Source organism: Clostridium sp. CMCC3677, assembly GCF_023845585.1.
In the GTDB taxonomy this organism is placed as follows: Bacteria; Bacillota; Clostridia; order Clostridiales; family Clostridiaceae; genus Clostridium; species Clostridium aquiflavi.
On sequence record NZ_JAMQHS010000009.1, the window covers coordinates 197,852 to 216,045 of the forward strand.

The window sequence follows — 18,194 nt, forward strand, 5'->3', positions numbered from 1 at the left end:
TAAAATTGGAGGGCAGTTATGAGTATAGACAATTTAAATTCATTTTCAAATGAATTAATGGCATTAACAGCAATTAATAATAGTGGTAATAGTAGTGATGATAAAAGTAATAGTGGAACTAATGGACTAGAATTTGCCTTAGTTATGCAAGCTTTAACAGATAAATCTAATGAATCAGCTAATGAATCAACTAAGGATTCTAGTGCATTAGAAGCAATGAAATCATTGGAAAATACAAATACAACACCTGGACAAAGATTAGATTATATGAAAATGGTTTTAAATGAGAATGTAACATCTAAATTAAATGGGTCTAGTACTACATCAACTGTCGATATAGATACTGATGATGAAAGTAAACAAAGAATATATAGAGCAGTAGAAGAAGCATCAAGAAAATATGGTGTAGATTCTAATTTGATTTTAGGAATAATAAAACAGGAATCTGATTTTAATCCTAAAGTAGTTTCAGGTGCGGGTGCTATGGGACTTATGCAACTTATGCCGGAAAATTGTGAAGAAGATGGAGTAAGTGATCCTTTTAATATAGAACAAAACATTAATGGTGGAGTTAAGCAATTAAAGGGATATATTGATAGGTATGATGGAAATGTAGAAATGGCTCTTATGGCATATAATGCAGGACCTGGAACAATGCAAAAAAGAGGAGTTAGCTCTGTTGAACATTTATATAAAATGCCTAAAGAAACTCAAAACTATATTCCAAAAGTAATGGGATATTATAAAAGTGGAATTTAGCATGAATCAATAAAAAATGAAGTTGTTTAGTAATAACTTCATTTTTTTATTGGCTCTATTTTAGTAAGAATTTTATATATGCCACTTTGCCTATTGCATATATAAATATATATTTAAAACATAATTTTTTATTTATATGAATATTTATTTTGACATATGTGATAATATACTATTGTGTAGAGAGACATATAAAATGATAGAGTGGAGTGAAGTAAATGGAGAGATTGGATAAAATAATTTCTAATTTAGGATATGGAAGCAGAAAAGAAGCTAAATTGTTAGCAAAAAAAGGATTAATTGAAGTAGATGGAAAGATAATTAAAGATAGCAGTGTAAATATAGATCCTGAAAAATCTATAGTTAAGATAAATGGAGAAGAGATATTTTATCGTAAATACATATATTTAATGATGAATAAACCAACAGGAGTAATATCAGCAACTCATGATTCAAAAGATGAAACTGTTATTGATTTGTTAGAATTAGATCATCAAATTTTTAATCCATTTCCAGTAGGAAGATTAGATAAAGATACTGTTGGATTATTGTTATTAACTAATGATGGGGACTTTAATCATAGAATGATATCACCTAAATGGCATGTTGATAAAGTTTATTATGCTAAAATAGATAAAGAAGTAAATGAAAAAGATCAAGAGGCATTTAAAAAAGGTGTAGTATTAGATGATGGGTATAAATGCTTAGAAGCAAAATTAGATATTATATCTGCATCACCAGAAGGTTCAGAAGTTAGAATTACTATACAAGAAGGAAAATATCATCAAGTAAAAAGAATGTTTGAAGCACGTGATAAAAAAGTAGTATATCTAAAAAGAGAAGAATTTGGTAATTTGATTCTAGATGAAAGCTTAGAAGAAGGCGAATATAGAGAATTATCAGATGAAGAATTAGCTATTTTAAATAAAAATTAACGAACGTTAAAAGATTATGCAATAAAATAATTCATTTTAGACGCATGAGTAAATATTTTTCGTAAAATTACTTGCATTTTAATATAGAATGTCCTATAATAATTTTGCAAGGATAAATAAAAGGAATTATATAGCCCCCTTTTTATTTATTGCTTATTGCTTATTGCTAAAGCGCAACCTAGCCCCAAGGGTTGCGTTTTTTTTGTCTTAATTATGAAAATGTTTACTTTGAAGAAAAGTTGATTTAATATATAAAAAAACATAAAAATAGTACATTTTAATAGAGATTAATAAAAAAATAAATAGAAAAAAATAAGTGAAGGAATTAAGTCATATTTATTTAAATATGACTTAATTCCTTCATTTTTATTTGTTTTTATATTTTAAAATAGGAGATAATAAAGAAGTATATAATTTTAAAGGAAATAATTAGATATAATTAATGTATATAAAGATTAAATCAACATATAAAGAGAAATATTATTAATACTTTCACTATGTTATAATATTTAGAGATTAAGAAAGGAGCAGATTAACTAAATGGAGTTAAAATCATTGCTTAATAAAGAACAATATGAAGGTGCAATTACCATAGATGGCCAATTGTTAATATTAGCTGGAGCTGGATCAGGAAAGACGAGAGTATTAACTTATAGAATGGCACATATGATAGAAAATATGGGCATAGCACCATATAATATATTAGCTATTACATTTACAAATAAGGCAGCAAAGGAAATGAAAGATAGAGTTATATCACTAATTGGTAGTAAAGCTGAAAATATGTGGATATCTACATTCCATTCAACTTGCGTTAGAATTTTAAGACGAGAAATAGATAAGATTGGTTACAATAGTAACTTTACAATATACGATACATCTGATCAAAAAGTATTAATAAAAGAATGTATGAAGCTTTTAAATATTAATGATAAAGATATATCTGATCAAGAGATACTAAGTAAAATTGGAAAAGCAAAAGATACTATGCAAACTGCTCAAAGTTTTATGAGACAAAATGAATCTAACTTTAGAGAAAAGAAAATTGCGGAAGCATATGAGATGTATCAAAGAAGACTAAAGGAAAATAATGCATTAGACTTTGATGACTTAATATTTAAAGCTGTTGAGCTTTTTAAATCTAATCCTGAAGTACTAGAATTTTATCAAAATAAATTTAAGTATATAATGGTAGACGAATATCAAGATACTAATGGTGCTCAATATGAATTAATTAAATTATTAGCATCAAAATATAAGAATATATGCGTTGTAGGGGATGATGATCAATGTTTAGTTGAAGGAACTTTAATATCTACCGAAGATAAAAAAGTTGAAATAGAAAAATTAACTTGCGAAGATAAAGTTAAAGTTGCATGTGGTAATGGAGAAATAGGATTATTATCAGTAAGTGACATAAGTAAAAAGAAGTATTGTGGAGAAGTTATAAAAATTATTACAAAGAGTAATAAGGTAATAAAAGCTACACCTAACCATATTTCATTTGGAAAAGTACTATTAGAAGAAGAGAATTACTATGTTTATTTAATGTATAAAAACGGTTTTGGATATAGAATAGGTCAAACATCTTCTGTAAGATCTAGAGATGAAAGAGAAGCTAGTGGTTTAGCAGTTAGATTAAATGGAGAGCAAGCAGATAAAATATGGATAATAAAAGTTTGTAACTCAAAGGGTGATGCAACTTATTATGAACAATATTATTCTGTAAAATATGGAATACCAACTATTGTATTTAATTCAAGAGGAAGAAATATAACAGTATCACAAGAACAAATAGAAAATATGTTTAATGACATTGATACAGTAAGTGCTGCTGAAAAACTAATGGATGATGAACATTTATATAAGGAATATCCACATCATTTGAGCAATGCAGTAATAAGAGGAAATTCAGTAAGAAAAAGAGTTAATGTGACTTTCTTTGGAGGAAAAAAATCGTTACAAAGAGGATTATATTCTCACAGAATAGGACTTAATTCCTCTGGTGATGAAACAAAGAATAAATTTATAGAAGCGGGTTTCAATGTTAGAAATGGTGAAAGAAATACATATAGAGTTGAGACTGAAAGAGCTTTATATGATGAAGCAGAAGAATTTGCAAGAAGTTTAAGTGAAGTTGAAGAAAATTTTGATATATTAAAAAAAGCTAAATTAACTGGAGAAAAAAGTTTTCTATTTATGCCACTTGGAAGTTTTAGAGAAGGTATGGCAATTGCAATAGAAAGTGATGGAGTAATAAAAGAAGATATTATAGTATCTGTTGAAAGCGAAGAATATGATGGATTTGTATATGATTTAAATATTGATAATGCTAGAAATTATATAGCAAATGATGTTGTAGTGCATAATTGTATCTATCAATGGAGAGGCGCAGATATTCAAAATATATTGGATTTTGAAAAAGATTATCCTAATGCTAAAGTAATTAAATTAGAACAAAATTATAGGTCTAAGAGTAATATATTAGATGCAGCAAATGTAGTGATTGTGAATAATGCAAATAGAAAAAGTAAAGTACTTAGAACAGAACAAGAAGCTGGAGATAAAATAAAGATATATAGGGCATTTTCGGATGGTGATGAAGGGGATTTTGTTAGTAAGCAAATTACAGAGATTAAATCTAAGGAAAATAAAGAGTATAAAGATTTTGCTATACTATACAGAACTAATGCTCAGTCACGTATATTTGAAGAGAGTTTAAGAAGAAGAGGAATCCCATATAAGATAATAGGGGGAACGAGATTCTACGATAGAAAAGAAATAAAGGATATTTTAGCATACCTTAAGGCTATAGTTAATCCAAGAGATGATGTTAGTTTAAAGAGAATAATAAATGTTCCTAAAAGAAGTATAGGTGATGCTACAGTATCAAAAATTCAAGAATTTGCAAATAATTTCGAATTAGACATGTGGGATGCTTTAATGGAGGTTAGAACAATACCAACACTAACACCTAGAAATGCTAATAATATAGAAGCTTTTACAAATTTAATGGAAGAATTTATGTCACTGAGTGAAACAGCACCTATATCTGTATTAATTGAGTCAATACTTAAAGATACAGGATATTTAAAACAATTAGAGTCATCTAAGGAAATAGAAGATAAAAGTAGAATTGAAAATTTAAAAGAGCTTGTTTCAGATGCAGTTGATTTTGAAAAGAATAATGAAGATAAATCATTAGCTGCATATTTAGAAAAAGTATCATTAGTTCAAGATACAGATAAGATTGAAGAACAAGAGGATACAATAGTATTAATGACAGTTCATAGTGCAAAGGGTCTTGAATTTCCAGTTGTATTTATGGTTGGAATGGAAAATGGTATTTTCCCGGGAAATATGTCGTTTGAAAAAGAATCTGAGATGGAAGAATCAAGAAGGTTATGTTATGTAGGGATAACAAGAGCAAAAGAAACATTATTTATGACCTCGGCTGAAGTTAGAAGAGTATTTGGTAGAACAGTAGCATATTCTCAGTCTGATTTTATTAATGAAATAAAACCAGAACTTAAGGAATATGTAAGTGGAAATAGAATAGGATCTGGAAATACCTCTAATGTTAAGGCTCAAAAAAACAATTCATATAATAATCCTCATAGTTTAAGAAGCACTATAATAAGAGATGTTTGCAAATCTACTGATACAATTAATAACAAAAATAGTGATTCAGAATATTTAAATGCTAACGAAATTACATTAGGTAGAAAAGTACAACATGAAAAATTTGGCGTTGGTACAATAGTTAGTGTTCAGAATTCTGGAGATGATAAAAAGTTAACTATTGCATTTGATAAACAAGGAGTTAAAAATTTAATGTTATCATTTGCTAAGTTAAAAGGAATTTAAAGTTAGATTAGCTTCATATAGAGTTTAAAATTTTATATGAAGCTAATATATAGATTAATTATAAAATTTCTTAATTTAGGAGATGGAGATAATAGTGGATAAAATAGAGAGAATAAAAGAACTTGTTGAAAATTTAAATAGGAATTCATATGATTATTATGTACTTGATAATCCATCTGTAAGTGATAAGGATTATGATAAACAATATGACGAACTTAGGGCGTTAGAGCAAGAAACAGACTTTGTACTACCATATTCACCTACATTAAGAATTGGTGATGTTGTTTTAGAAGGTTTTAATAAATATACACATAAAGGAAAGCTTTGGAGTTTAGATAAAGCTCAAAACTTAGATGAAATAAAAGATTGGCATAATAGAAATGTGAAATTTGTTAATGAAATGAGAGCTAAAGGTGAAGAATTACCAGATTTAAAATATATAGCTACTAAAAAGTTTGATGGCTTAACAGTTAACTTAACTTATAATAAGGAAGGTTTGCTTGAAGTAAGTGCTACAAGAGGTAATGGTGAAATAGGAGAAAATGTAACATCTCAAGTAAAAACTATTAAATCTATACCACTAAAGCTTCAAGAAAATGATGAGTTATTTGAAGTACATGGTGAAGCCATTATGACACAAGAAGCTTTTGAAAGATATAATGATAGTGCAAATGTTCCATTAAAAAACTTGAGAAATGGTGCGGCTGGAGCATTAAGAAATCTTAATGTAAAAGAAACTGCTAGAAGAGATTTGTCAGCATTTTTCTATGATGTTGGATATAAAGAAGGATATCAATTTAAAACTTATTTAGAAATGATGGAATTTATTAAAGAAAAAGGATTGCCTATTGATGATTATTTAAAAGTATGTACATCTATTGATGATATAAAGAAAGAAATAGAGTATATAGAAAAAATAAGATTTGATTTAAATTATGATATTGATGGTTTAGTATTAGCTATAGACGATATTAGAACAAGAGAATTATTAGGGTATACAGTTAAATTCCCTAAATGGGCCATAGCTTATAAATTTGAAGCTCAAGAAGCTACAACAAAACTTTTGGATGTTGAATGGAATGTTGGAAGAAGTGGAAGAATAGGTCCAACAGCAATATTAGATCCAGTAGAATTAGCAGGAGTAACTGTTAAAAGAGCAACTCTCAATAATATGGATGATATAAAAAGAAAAGGTGTAAGAATTGGAGCGGATGTATTTGTTAGAAGATCTAATGATGTTATACCAGAAATTATGGGAACAGTAGAGAATACATTAGAAAAATCTGAGGAAATAGTACCGCCAACTGAATGTCCAGCATGTGGTAGTCATGTAGTTTTAAATGGAGCGCATTATTTCTGTGAAAATACACTTTCTTGTAAACCACAATTGGTTAAAACTATAGTTCATTATGCTTCAAGAGATGCTATGAATATAGCAGGATTTTCAGAAAAAACAGCAGAACAATTATTTGAAAAATTAAATATTAAATCTATTTCAGATTTATATAAATTAAAAAAAGAAGATTTAATAGGCTTAGAAAAGTTTGGAGAAAAGAAAGCGGAAAACTTATTAAATGCAATTGAAAAAAGCAAAGACTGTAAGTTATATTCATTTATATATGCTTTAGGTATTCCTAATGTAGGAGTAAAAACAGCTAAGGATATTGTAAATAAATTTAAATCAATTGATGGATTGAAAAATGCTATGTTTGAAGACTTAGTATCAGTGCAAGATGTTGGTGATATAGTTGCACAGGATATAATTGAATTCTTTAAAGAAGAAAAAGTAATAAATACTATTGATGAATTATTAAATTTAGGAGTGAATCCTATATTTGATGAAGTTAAAATAGTGGAAAGTATTTTTAAAGATAAAACTGTAGTTGCTACTGGTACATTACAAAATTATTCTAGAACTGAGATAAAAACTAAGCTAGAAGGTTTAGGTGCTAAAGTTTCAGGTAGTGTAAGTAAAAAAACTGATTATGTAATTGCTGGAGAATCAGCAGGATCAAAATTAACTAAAGCAGAAGAATTAGGTGTTAAGGTTATTTCAGAAGAGGAATTTGAAAGAATGTTAGGAAGTGAAAGTTAATGAAGACACTAGTAAATTGGTTAACACTAATATGTGGCTTTATAACTAGTATTTTAATAGTATGCACTTTTTTAACTAGTTATCAATTTTGTTATATAGACCAAATTTTTAATTCATATTTACCTGTTCAACTGGGAATATGTATAACTATGTTAGTACTTACAGTAAGATTTTTACTTAATGAAACTGGAAGAAAAAGAATAGTGTATTCTGCTTTTAGTTTTACAATATCTGTTTCTTTAATATTTTTTATAGTTAATTTAGTAAAATAGAAGATTTTATGATAAAATTTAATGTATTGAATAAGATACTTATAATATATAAGACATTTTAATTTTAAATTGTCTTTACTTTGAAAGGGAGGTTAACTATGTCTGTTACTAAAAAAGATGTTGAATATGTTGCAGAACTTGCAAGATTAAGTTTTAATGAAGATGAAAAAGAAAGCTTAGCATCTGATTTAAATCAAATTTTAAATTATGTTGAAAAGCTTCAAGAGTTAGATACTGAAAAGGAAGATATAATAGTAAACCCTTATTATATTGAAAACAAATTTAGAGAAGATGAAATTACCCCTTCAATTAAATTAGAAGAGGTTTTAGAAAATGCGCCTGAAACATTAGAAGAATATGTTTTAGTTCCAACAATTATAAGAGAACAATAGAAGATTGGAGGGTGAAATATGGATTTTACAAATTATAAAGCTCATGAATTAAAGAACTTAATTTCTAAAAAAGAAGCTTCAGTGGAAGAAGTTACTAAAGCTCATTTAGAAAAAGTAAAAAATATAGATGATAAAGTAAATGCATTTTTATATGTTGCAGAAGAAGAAGCATTAAATGATGCGAAAGTATTGGATGAAAAGTTAAGTAAGGGTGAAGATATTGGAGTACTAGGGGGAGCACCTTTAGGAATTAAAGATAATATAAGCGTTAAGAATATGCAAAATACTTGTGCTTCTAAGATATTAGAAGGATATATATCACCATACGATGCTACAGTTTCTGAAAATGTAAAGTCACAAGGTGGAGTTATATTAGGTAAGTTAAATATGGATGAATTTGCAATGGGTTCATCAACTGAAAATTCTGCTTACAAGATAACTAGAAATCCATGGGATTTAGATAGAGTACCAGGTGGATCATCAGGTGGTTCCGCTGCTGCTGTTGCTGCAAAAGAAATTCCTTTAGCATTAGGAACTGATACTGGTGGATCAGTAAGACAACCAGCATCTTTTTGTGGAATAGTTGGATTAAAACCTACATATGGAAGAGTTTCAAGAAGTGGAGTTGTAGCTTATGGTTCTACTTTAGATCAAGTTGGTACATTAGGAAGAGATGTTAAAGATTGCGCTTTATTAACTCAAGTAATATCAGGAGTTGATCATAGAGATTTTACTACAGCTAATATAAATGTACCTAATTATGAAGACTCTTTATCAGAAAATATTAAAGGAAAGAAAATAGCATTACCAAAGGAATTTTTCAAAGATGGATTAGATCCTAAGGTTCAAAAAGCTATATATGATGCATTAGAAGTATTCAAAGCTAATGGTGCAGAAATTACAGAAGTATCACTTCCATTAGCAGATTATGCTATATCAGCTTATTATTTATTAGCATGTGCAGAGGCATCATCAAATTTAGCTAGATTTGATGGAGTAAGATATGGACATAGAAGTGAAAGTGTTGAAGATGCAGTTGATGTATACTTTAAATCAAGAAGTGAAGCATTTGGAAAAGAAGTTAAAAAGAGAATAATGCTTGGTACTTATGCATTATCAGCAGGATATTATGATGCATATTATAAGAAAGCATTAAAAGTTAGAAATCTTATAAAAGGTGAATTTGAAAATATATTCAAAGATTTTGATGCTATAATATCACCAACAGCACCAACGCCAGCTTATAAAATTGGAGAAAAAACAGAAAATGCATTAGAGATGTATTTAGGGGATATTTATACTGTTCCTGTAAATATAGCAGGTATTCCAGCAATATCACTTCCATGTGGAGTTACTGATGGTCTTCCAGTAGGACTTCAAATAATGGGTAATTATTTTAAAGAAGATACATTATTTAACCTTGCATATAGCTATGAGCAATCAACTAAATGGCATGAAATGCATCCAAATCTATAGGGGTAAGGAGTGAAGAAACAATGGAATTTGAATCAGTCATAGGATTAGAAGTTCATGCTGAACTTTTAACTAATACTAAAATATACTGTGGTTGTACAACAGAATTCGGAGGAAAACCTAATACTCATGTTTGTCCTGTATGTTTAGGTCTTCCAGGATCATTACCACAATTAAATAAAAGAGTTTTAGAGCTAGGAATAAAAGCAGGATTAGCTTTAAATTGTGAAATAACTAAAGTTGGGAGAATGGATAGAAAGAATTATTTCTACCCAGATTGTCCTAAGAATTATCAAATAACACAAGATGAATTACCAATATGTAGAAATGGATATATTGATATTGAACTTGAAAGTGGAGAAGTTAAGAGAATCGGAATAGAAAGAATTCATATAGAAGAAGATGCAGGTAAGTTACTACATACTAAAAGAGGTACACTAGTTGATTTTAATAGAGCAGGCGTTCCATTAATAGAAGTAGTATCTAAACCTGATATTAGAACTCCAGAAGAAGCTACACTATATCTTACAAAGCTTAGAAGCATATTAAGTTCTGCTGAAATATCAGATTGTAAGATGGAAGAAGGTTCTTTAAGGTGTGATGGAAATATTTCTATTAGAGAAAAGGGAACAGAACCATTTGGTATAAGATCAGAAATTAAGAATATGAATTCATTTAAAGCATTAGAAAAGGCATTAAATTACGAATTTGACAGGCAAGTTGAAGCTGTAACTAATGGAGAAGCTTTAAGTGTTGAAACTAGAAGATGGGATGAAACAAACAATAAAACTATAGTTATGAGAAGTAAGGAAGAAGCAAATGACTATAGATACTTCCCAGAAGGAGATCTAGTAACTTTAAATGTTTCTGATGAATGGATTGAAGAAATAAGAGCTACTATTCCAGAACTTCCATATCAAAAGGCAGATAGATTTGTAAAAGAATATGGTTTACCTAAATATGATGCACATGTATTAACGCTTACAGATTCAATGGCAGATTATTTTGATGAATGTGCTAAATTATCTGGAGATCCTAAAGCAGCATCAAATTGGATCATGGGAGATATCTCAAGACTTATGAAAGAAGAAAGTACTTGGGTAGAAGATTTAAAATTCTCTCCTAAAGATTTAGCAGAATTAATAGAAGTAATAAAAGACGGAACTATATCAAGTGCTATAGGTAAAAAAGTACTTGATGATATGTTTGCAGAAGGAAAATCACCAAAGACTATAATTGATGAAAAAGGCTTAAAACAAAATAATGATGAAGATGCTATTCGTCAATTAGTTAATAAAGTTCTTGATGAAAATCCTCAAGTTATTGAACAATACAAGAGTGGAAGAACTAGAATACTTGGATTTGCAGTTGGTCAAGTAATGAAAGAAACTAAAGGTCAAGCAAACCCAGGAATTGTTAACAAATTAGTTACTGAAGAAGTAGAGAAAAGATAGAAAAAACTATTAGAGGTAAAAAACCTACTATGAAATAAGATGTTTCATAGTAGGTTTTTCTTATTTTAATTCTTCGGATTTATCAAAACTAGATATATCATCATAGTCACTGTCTTCAGTAGTTTGATTTAAATCAAAATCATCTGTTGAATAATTTGGATTATCTTTTATGGATTCATTAAAATACATTTTATTAGATAATGCATTAAGCTTTTGACAGATCTTTTCTAATATATAGTTTTGATATCGTAATTGTTTATGTGATTTTATTGCTACTATAAATAACCATATTCCTATAAACATAAAAACGAACATGAATAGTATTGCAACTATTAGAAATGTAGCCGTTAAAAATTTCATTTTAAAAACCTCCAATAAAATATGGTAATATTATACCATAATAGAATATTTATTTTAAATATATATTTATGGTATAGTAGAACAAAAATGATAAAATATGTATTTTAAATATAATGCCCTATTTTAGCATAATATATGATATATGCATAAGTAAAGATGGATAGTGCAATAAAATTAATTATAAATATTAATGATTATAAATTAAATAAAATGTTAATAATTTAATTATGTATATTATAAGAGTAAGGAGGTTATTAACATTGAAAAAATACTTGTTACCTATATCCTTAATTTTTATCATAGGTGCTTTTTTATTAGGATTTATTCAGATTGATAATGTTTCATCAGATAAAAAAGGTGATGATATTATCAATTATGGAGTAGAAGATATACCGGATAATTTAAAGACTGTTACTAACTTATCTAAGCGAAATGAAGATATAATTTGTGCTGTTAGTAAAGGTTTAGTTTCAAAGGATATAGATAATAATATATTGCCCTCTTTAGCTAAAGAAATAATTAAAAGTGAAGATGAAATAGAATATGAATTTAAGATAGATGATAATATATATTGGAGTGATGGAAGCAAAATAACTTCAGGTGATGTAATTGTGTTTTTTAGAGAACTACTAAAAGAGGATGATGAAGAAAATATACATGCATTATTAGATGTTTATGGTGCTAGAGAATTTAAAGATGGGAAAACTACTTTTGAAAAAGGAGTTGCAATAAAATCTAAAGATAACAGTGTCATTATAAGACTTAATGCTAAAAATGATAAATTTTTAAGCGAATTAACTAAGCCACAATATAGATTAAGAAAGTACTTAGTTATGTGGGAAAATATTAAAAAGAATTATAATGAAGTGATTTATAGTGGAGATTATAAAATAACATCATTTATGGATGATAAAATAACATTAGAATCAAATAGCAATGATGGAAATAGAAGAGTTATAAATTTAATAAATGATAGTAATGTAGAATTGTCTATGGCATCATTTGAAATTGGAGAAAGAGATATTGTTATAAATCCACCGCAAAGCCAATTAAATAAGTTAAGTAATGATGGAAGTTTAATAACAATGCCCAAAGATACAGGTGTGTATTTATACATAAATGATAAAAATAATATTTCTTTACAAGGCAGAAGAGAAATATATAAGTATATATCAGAATCTATGGAAGATTATTCTTCTTCAAATGAAAAATCATTTGAGTTGGCTGAAGGTAGTTATTTTAGAGAAAATAAAGAAGACTTAACTAAATTACAAACAAGAAAAGTAATAAGTAATAAGGAAGAGGAGTGGTCTCCCCCAAAAGTACTTACTATATTATGTAGAGACAATAGCATTAACAGAGAGTTATGTAGGGTTATAGAAAAGTGGTTTGACGAAAACACAGATATATCCATAAAGTATAGTTTATTAAAAGAAGATGAATTTAATGATGAGGAATTACAAAAAAGATATGATATGATACTAATTAATAATGAAGCAAATATTTTAGATAAAGATAAATTTTATAAAAAATTTGTTAATTACATGAGTGATAGTGAAAAAGAAATTTTATTATCTAATAATTGCAATGATGATGTATATCTAAATTTAGAGAATAAGATTTTTGAAGAATATAAAATAGTGCCATTGATATTTTATAATGAAAACATAGCGTATTCTAAAAAAATATCAAATATTAAAATGGATGGTAATGGAAATATGGATTTTTCATCTATAAAATAGTTTATTATAGATTAAGGCTATATCACTGGTAATACATCAATGATATAGCCTTATATATTTTACAATACTGTATTAACTTTTTTTATTATTAGATTTGTCTTTAGAAGATTTTTTTGATTTAGCATCTGAATCAGATGTTGTTTTATTTAGATTAGTTGTTAATTTTGGAGAATCAGGAACTTTTAAATTTAAGTTTGTACTAACATCAACATCTTCTATTTCAATATTATTTAATTCTGATGAATTAATGACTTCATTATTCACTACATCATTAATATCTGTTGTAGTTCTGCAGTCAGTTATATTTGTTTTAGTTTTACTAAATCCCATTTCTTTTTCAATATCGTCTTTAAGAAAATATATAAATAGTAGAAAAGAAAACATGTTTTTATTTGAATCAAAAGATACTTTAGGTACTGTAAAACAATCTTTTTTTCTAGAATAACTTAAGTTTTTAACAAATATAGGGGCTAAGCCATTACTTTCTGGAGTAGGTAAGTTAGGCATTCTAAAATAAGTTTCATCTAGCATATCATCAGATTTTAAGCTTAAATTTTTATAGCGTTCTACTTCATCTAAAGTTGGAGCTTCAGGCCAACTTGTTAACAGATTATTATTCACATAAAGTTTTCTATATATGTTAGATATAATAGGTTTTAATTCTGATATTTTATCTTCTTCTTTTGAATAGATCATTAAAGATAACAAATAAAGATTAATTTCTAAGCAAGAATACTTAGTTTCTTTTTTATCTGTAAGCTTAATAAACATATTTTTATCATTATCATATAGACTTAATAATTTATCATTAATTTCTTTGCTAGTTTCTTTAAAAGAAATTATATTTGTATGTTTGTAAGATTCCATTAAGCATATAGCTAATAAACAACAATTTTCTAATGAATTTACATAATAGTCCTTTATCATAAACCTATTTATCAAGAAATCACTTAAGTCTAATATTAGATCTTTAGCTGTAGAACTTTTTGAATACTTGTAAAAAATATTTAAGCATAATAAAATATTTAAGTTTTCTTCAAATGATAAGTCGTAAAGAGATTCTTTATAATCTCTTAATACACATAAAATTTCATTAGAAAATCTTTCATAATCATTACTGTCGACATCAGATTTATTATAAAAAGAATATAAGTAATAAGCTGCCATCATAAAAGCTTGGTCACAGAATTTGAACTTATCATTTTTATCTATTAGATTAAAACCTTTAGAATTTCCATCAGACGTATTTTTTTTATCAACAAAAACGCCCTCATTATTTCGAAGGTTTTTTGAATAGAATTTTAGCTGTTGTTTTGCTATATATTTAAATGGCTTTTCGAAAGATATAATATTTCTATTATCTTTATCGTAATTAGAATAATAATCACTTAACTCCAATAGACACAAGGTCATTAAAGCATTTGTTGAAGGGTTTATTTCCTTTTTAAAAGTGGATTCGTCAAACCCATGTGAAGTTTTATTGTGTATAAACATAGGTGATGATTTCCTATATATACATATTAGTGGAGAAAAGTCATTTAATATGCTAATATCATTTGTAGAAGAAGATTTTTTTGAAACTCTAATAGGAATTAGAAGACCAGATTTTGAATTAAGAACAATAGTTTTTACTGATTCTTTTGATAAATAAAAAAGCTGACTACTAATTTCCTTTTGAGAAAGACTATTCATTCTAAAAAATGGCCCTATATATCTCAATTATATTCACCTCTCTAAAAATTCTCATACTATTAATTAATATGAGTTAAATTCAAAAATAGTGCATAAAATCTAAATAAAAGGTGAAATTTTTTAATAAAGGTATTAAAGAGGTCTTTAAATCAATCTATTATTTATATATGTTAATATTAATAAATTAAGTAAAAATATATACAATATAATAATATAATAAATTTTGAAATATATGTGTTTGGAGTGTGATTTCGTTGAGAATTGATGGAAGAAAAAATGATCAAATAAGACATGTTAAAGTGACAAGACATTATACAAAGTATGCAGAAGGTTCAGTGTATATAGAAGTAGGCGATACAAAAGTTTTATGTAATGTTTCTATTGAAGACAAAGTTCCACCATTTATGAAGGGAACAGGATCAGGATGGATTACAGCAGAATATAATATGCTTCCAAGATCAACAGAAACGAGAAAGATAAGAGATATCGCAAGATTAAAAATAGATGGAAGAACAATGGAGATACAAAGGCTTATAGGAAGAGCATTAAGATCTGTTGTAGATTTAAAAGCTTTAGGAGAAAAGACATTATGGATCGATTGTGATGTTATTCAAGCTGATGGTGGTACAAGAACTACAGCTATCTCAGGAGCATTTATAGCATTAGTTGATGCTGTCAATAAATTGCATAAAATAAAACCTTTTAAGGTATATCCTATTAGAAGTTTTGTTGCAGCAGTAAGTGTTGGTATAGTTAATGATGAGAAAATATTAGATTTATGTTATCAAGAAGATTCAAAAGCAAAAGTAGATATGAATATAATTATGACTGATGAAGGTAGCTTTGTTGAAGTTCAAGGTACTGGAGAAGAGAGTCCATATACTAGAAATGAGTTAAATGAGTTATTGGATTTAGGAGAAAAGGGAATAAAACAAATGATTAATGTTCAAAAAGAATCATTAAAGATGGAATCTCTTTGGATTGGTACTGGAGGAAATAATTAGATTATGAAAAAACTTATTTTAGCTAGTAATAATGTAAAAAAAATAAAAGAAATGAAAGAATTATTAAAAGATCTAAATATTGAAATAAAATCTTTAAATGAAGAAAATATAGATATAGATGTAGAAGAAGATGGTAGTACATTTGAAGAAAATGCAAAGAAAAAGGCTAAAGAAATATATAATTTATTAAAATCAAGATATGAAAAGGACTTTTTAATTTTAAGCGATGATTCTGGATTGCAGGTTGATTACTTAAAGGGTGCACCAGGAATATACTCAGCTAGGTATGCAGGAGAGCATGGTAATGATAAAAAGAATAATGAAAAATTATTATTAGAATTATCAAATGTTCCTACTAATAAAAGGACCGCCAAATTTGTGTGTCAAATAGCTATGTTTGATGAATACGGAAAGTATTATTCAATAACTGGAGATGTAAATGGATATATTTTAGAAAAGCTACAGGGAGATGATGGCTTTGGATATGATCCTTTATTTTTCTATGGTCCATTAAATAAAACTTTTGCAGAGTTAACTCTAGAAGAAAAGAATGATATAAGTCATAGAGGAATAGCTTTAAAAAAATTAAAAGGCACAATATTAAATCTGATAAGCGAATAGGGGAGCAAATCATGTTAATTGCAGTAATAAGTGATACTCATAGAATGAGCAATTATATAAAAATAGCTAGTGAATATATAAAAGATGCTGATATTGCTATACATTTAGGAGATAATGTTGAAGATGCAGAAGAAATATCAAAAGAATTTAATGGTGAGATTTATATTGTAAGTGGAAATTGTGATTATAAAGATAAATATCCTAAAGAAGGAATTATAGACATAGAGGGTATTAGAATATTTTTTACTCATGGTGATTTATATGGCGTTAAATATGGTTTAAATAATATTTATTATAAATCAAAAGAGCTAAAAGCAGATATAGCTCTTTTTGGACATACACATATTTCAATGATAGAAAAGTATGATGATGTAATATTGATGAATCCAGGTAGTTTATCATTACCAAGAAATAGGGGGAGACATATAGGGTTTATAGAAATAAAAAAAGGACTAGAACCCAGTGTTTATCTAAAAGAAATTGATATATAGAATAAAATGTAAGAGATGATTTTAGGTATAGATATAAAAAAATATAATAATTTTTCAAAAAAAGTATTGACGAATTAATTTGTATATTGTAGAATAGTCATTGTCGTCAGGAGATAACAACAATGACTCCGGGGTGTGGCGCAGATGGGAGCGCGCGTGGTTTGGGACCATGAGGTCGCAGGTTCGATCCCTGTCACCCCGACCAATTAAAATGTAATATTGCGGGTGTAGCTCAATGGTAGAGCCCTAGCCTTCCAAGCTAGTTACGTGAGTTCGATTCTCATCACCCGCTCCATTAACATTAATAACTAATAATCCTTGATAAATGTTAAAAGTAATTTAAACATGAGAATGAAAAAGTTACTTGACATAACTTAGAGAATAATTTATAATGATAAAGGTTCTTGGGTTAAAAGTTTAAAGCGATTTTTGAAAATTCAAAAAAGAGTTTTTAAAAAACTTGACAGAATAAACCTTATGAATTAAAATGATAAACGTTGTAACAAGAGATACAAAAAACAAAATATGCGTCTTTAGCTCAGCTGGATAGAGCAACGCCCTTCTAAGGCGTGGGCCAGGGGTTCGAATCCCTTAAGACGCACCATTATCTCGGGGTGTGGCGCAGATGGGAGCGCGCGTGGTTTGGGACCATGAGGTCGCAGGTTCGATCCCTGTCACCCCGACCAATTACAACAAAAAAATAAATATGCGGGTGTAGCTCAATGGTAGAGCCCTAGCCTTCCAAGCTAGTTACGTGAGTTCGATTCTCATCACCCGCTCCATTAAAACAAAATATGCGTCTTTAGCTCAGCTGGATAGAGCAACGCCCTTCTAAGGCGTGGGCCAGGGGTTCGAATCCCTTAAGACGCACCATTATGGTGGACGTAGTTCAGTTGGTAGAGCGCCAGTTTGTGGCACTGGTTGTCGTGGGTTCGAATCCCATCGTTCACCCCATATTGGGATGTCGCCAAGCGGTAAGGCAATGGACTTTGACTCCATTATGCGTAGGTTCGAATCCTGCCATCCCAGCCAATTACTTT

The 18,194-nt window shown here is 28.1% G+C and carries 14 protein-coding genes and 8 tRNA genes; 20 read left to right on the plus strand and 2 right to left on the minus strand.

The genetic code is table 11. The annotated features are described in order from the left end of the window. Positions 1 to 18 precede the first annotated feature (18 nt). From NG901_RS12910 to gatB, 8 genes are all read left to right on the plus strand, one after another. A complete protein-coding gene (locus NG901_RS12910; RefSeq protein ID WP_252215305.1) occupies positions 19 to 759 on the plus strand; it encodes a lytic transglycosylase domain-containing protein in 741 nt (246 codons plus the stop codon). A gap of 215 nt (positions 760 to 974) precedes the next feature. Continuing rightward, entirely contained in the window at positions 975 to 1,691 is a 717-nt protein-coding gene (locus NG901_RS12915) for a pseudouridine synthase (RefSeq protein WP_252215308.1), read from the plus strand. A gap of 540 nt (positions 1,692 to 2,231) precedes the next feature. Beyond that, complete coding sequence (locus NG901_RS12920) at positions 2,232 to 5,558, plus strand: UvrD-helicase domain-containing protein (RefSeq protein WP_252215311.1); 3,327 nt, start codon at positions 2,232 to 2,234, stop codon at positions 5,556 to 5,558. 91 nt (positions 5,559 to 5,649) lie between these two features. Next, a complete protein-coding gene (gene ligA, locus NG901_RS12925) occupies positions 5,650 to 7,653 on the plus strand; it encodes an NAD-dependent DNA ligase LigA (RefSeq protein ID WP_252215358.1) in 2,004 nt (667 codons plus the stop codon). Then, positions 7,653 to 7,925: a hypothetical protein gene (locus NG901_RS12930; protein WP_252215314.1), complete on the plus strand. Its 273-nt coding sequence runs from the start codon at positions 7,653 to 7,655 to the stop codon at positions 7,923 to 7,925. Before ligA ends, NG901_RS12930 begins: the two co-directional genes overlap by 1 nt. A 98-nt stretch (positions 7,926 to 8,023) precedes the next feature. Beyond that, a complete protein-coding gene (gene gatC / locus NG901_RS12935; protein WP_252215317.1) occupies positions 8,024 to 8,317 on the plus strand; it encodes an Asp-tRNA(Asn)/Glu-tRNA(Gln) amidotransferase subunit GatC in 294 nt (97 codons plus the stop codon). An 18-nt stretch (positions 8,318 to 8,335) separates the two neighbouring features. Continuing rightward, positions 8,336 to 9,793: an Asp-tRNA(Asn)/Glu-tRNA(Gln) amidotransferase subunit GatA gene (gatA, locus tag NG901_RS12940; RefSeq protein WP_252215320.1), complete on the plus strand. Its 1,458-nt coding sequence runs from the start codon at positions 8,336 to 8,338 to the stop codon at positions 9,791 to 9,793. A 20-nt stretch (positions 9,794 to 9,813) separates the two neighbouring features. Beyond that, a complete protein-coding gene (gatB, locus tag NG901_RS12945) occupies positions 9,814 to 11,244 on the plus strand; it encodes an Asp-tRNA(Asn)/Glu-tRNA(Gln) amidotransferase subunit GatB (RefSeq protein ID WP_252215323.1) in 1,431 nt (476 codons plus the stop codon). Between the two features lie 60 nt (positions 11,245 to 11,304). Here the strand turns inward: gatB and NG901_RS12950 are convergent, their stop codons facing one another. Then, positions 11,305 to 11,604: a hypothetical protein gene (locus tag NG901_RS12950; protein WP_252215326.1), complete on the minus strand. Its 300-nt coding sequence runs from the start codon at positions 11,602 to 11,604 to the stop codon at positions 11,305 to 11,307. A 260-nt stretch (positions 11,605 to 11,864) separates the two neighbouring features. On the opposite strand from NG901_RS12950, the gene NG901_RS12955 reads away from it, so the two are divergent. Then, positions 11,865 to 13,346: an ABC transporter substrate-binding protein gene (locus tag NG901_RS12955; RefSeq protein ID WP_252215330.1), complete on the plus strand. Its 1,482-nt coding sequence runs from the start codon at positions 11,865 to 11,867 to the stop codon at positions 13,344 to 13,346. 72 nt (positions 13,347 to 13,418) lie between these two features. Here NG901_RS12955 and NG901_RS12960 read toward each other — a convergent pair whose 3' ends face one another. Then, positions 13,419 to 15,065, minus strand: a complete 1,647-nt coding sequence (locus tag NG901_RS12960; protein ID WP_252215332.1) for a hypothetical protein — start codon at positions 15,063 to 15,065, stop codon at positions 13,419 to 13,421. A gap of 227 nt (positions 15,066 to 15,292) precedes the next feature. Here NG901_RS12960 and rph point away from each other — a divergent pair, with 227 nt between their 5' ends. The 11 genes from rph to NG901_RS13015 all read left to right on the plus strand — a co-directional run bounded on the left by rph (position 15,293) and on the right by NG901_RS13015 (position 18,186). Next, on the plus strand, positions 15,293 to 16,042 hold the full coding sequence (rph, locus tag NG901_RS12965; RefSeq protein ID WP_252215335.1) for a ribonuclease PH: 750 nt from the start codon (positions 15,293 to 15,295) through the stop codon (positions 16,040 to 16,042). A 3-nt stretch (positions 16,043 to 16,045) separates the two neighbouring features. Next, positions 16,046 to 16,663, plus strand: a complete 618-nt coding sequence (locus NG901_RS12970; RefSeq protein ID WP_252215338.1) for an XTP/dITP diphosphatase — start codon at positions 16,046 to 16,048, stop codon at positions 16,661 to 16,663. 11 nt (positions 16,664 to 16,674) lie between these two features. Then, positions 16,675 to 17,154 carry a YfcE family phosphodiesterase gene (locus NG901_RS12975; RefSeq protein WP_252215341.1) on the plus strand — a complete coding sequence of 160 codons (480 nt, stop codon included), beginning with the start codon at positions 16,675 to 16,677 and terminating at the stop codon, positions 17,152 to 17,154. A gap of 129 nt (positions 17,155 to 17,283) precedes the next feature. Beyond that, positions 17,284 to 17,359 (plus strand) — tRNA-Pro (locus NG901_RS12980). Between the two features lie 16 nt (positions 17,360 to 17,375). Further along, positions 17,376 to 17,449, plus strand: a tRNA-Gly gene (locus NG901_RS12985). Positions 17,450 to 17,681: 232 nt separating this feature from the next. Beyond that, positions 17,682 to 17,758, plus strand: a tRNA-Arg gene (locus tag NG901_RS12990). A gap of 6 nt (positions 17,759 to 17,764) precedes the next feature. After that, a tRNA-Pro gene (locus NG901_RS12995) sits at positions 17,765 to 17,840 on the plus strand. Positions 17,841 to 17,862: 22 nt separating this feature from the next. After that, positions 17,863 to 17,936, plus strand: a tRNA-Gly gene (locus tag NG901_RS13000). A gap of 14 nt (positions 17,937 to 17,950) precedes the next feature. Continuing rightward, positions 17,951 to 18,027, plus strand: a tRNA-Arg gene (locus NG901_RS13005). Between the two features lie 5 nt (positions 18,028 to 18,032). Beyond that, positions 18,033 to 18,108: transfer RNA gene (locus tag NG901_RS13010), tRNA-His, on the plus strand. 3 nt (positions 18,109 to 18,111) lie between these two features. Beyond that, positions 18,112 to 18,186, plus strand: a tRNA-Gln gene (locus NG901_RS13015). The last annotated feature ends 8 nt before the right edge of the window (positions 18,187 to 18,194 follow it).

Excerpts from the sequence above, each read along its gene's own strand:
- NG901_RS12910 (WP_252215305.1), top strand. The coding sequence starts at position 19 with ATGAGTATAGACAATTTAAATTCATTTTCAAATGAATTAATGGCATTA.
- NG901_RS12915 (WP_252215308.1), top strand. The coding sequence starts at position 975 with ATGGAGAGATTGGATAAAATAATTTCTAATTTAGGATATGGAAGCAGA.
- NG901_RS12920 (WP_252215311.1), top strand. The coding sequence starts at position 2,232 with ATGGAGTTAAAATCATTGCTTAATAAAGAACAATATGAAGGTGCAATT.
- NG901_RS12930 (WP_252215314.1), top strand. The coding sequence starts at position 7,653 with ATGAAGACACTAGTAAATTGGTTAACACTAATATGTGGCTTTATAACT.
- gatC (WP_252215317.1), top strand. The coding sequence starts at position 8,024 with ATGTCTGTTACTAAAAAAGATGTTGAATATGTTGCAGAACTTGCAAGA.
- gatA (WP_252215320.1), top strand. The coding sequence starts at position 8,336 with ATGGATTTTACAAATTATAAAGCTCATGAATTAAAGAACTTAATTTCT.
- gatB (WP_252215323.1), top strand. The coding sequence starts at position 9,814 with ATGGAATTTGAATCAGTCATAGGATTAGAAGTTCATGCTGAACTTTTA.
- NG901_RS12950 (WP_252215326.1), bottom strand. The coding sequence starts at position 11,604 with ATGAAATTTTTAACGGCTACATTTCTAATAGTTGCAATACTATTCATG.
- NG901_RS12970 (WP_252215338.1), top strand. The coding sequence starts at position 16,046 with ATGAAAAAACTTATTTTAGCTAGTAATAATGTAAAAAAAATAAAAGAA.
- NG901_RS12975 (WP_252215341.1), top strand. The coding sequence starts at position 16,675 with ATGTTAATTGCAGTAATAAGTGATACTCATAGAATGAGCAATTATATA.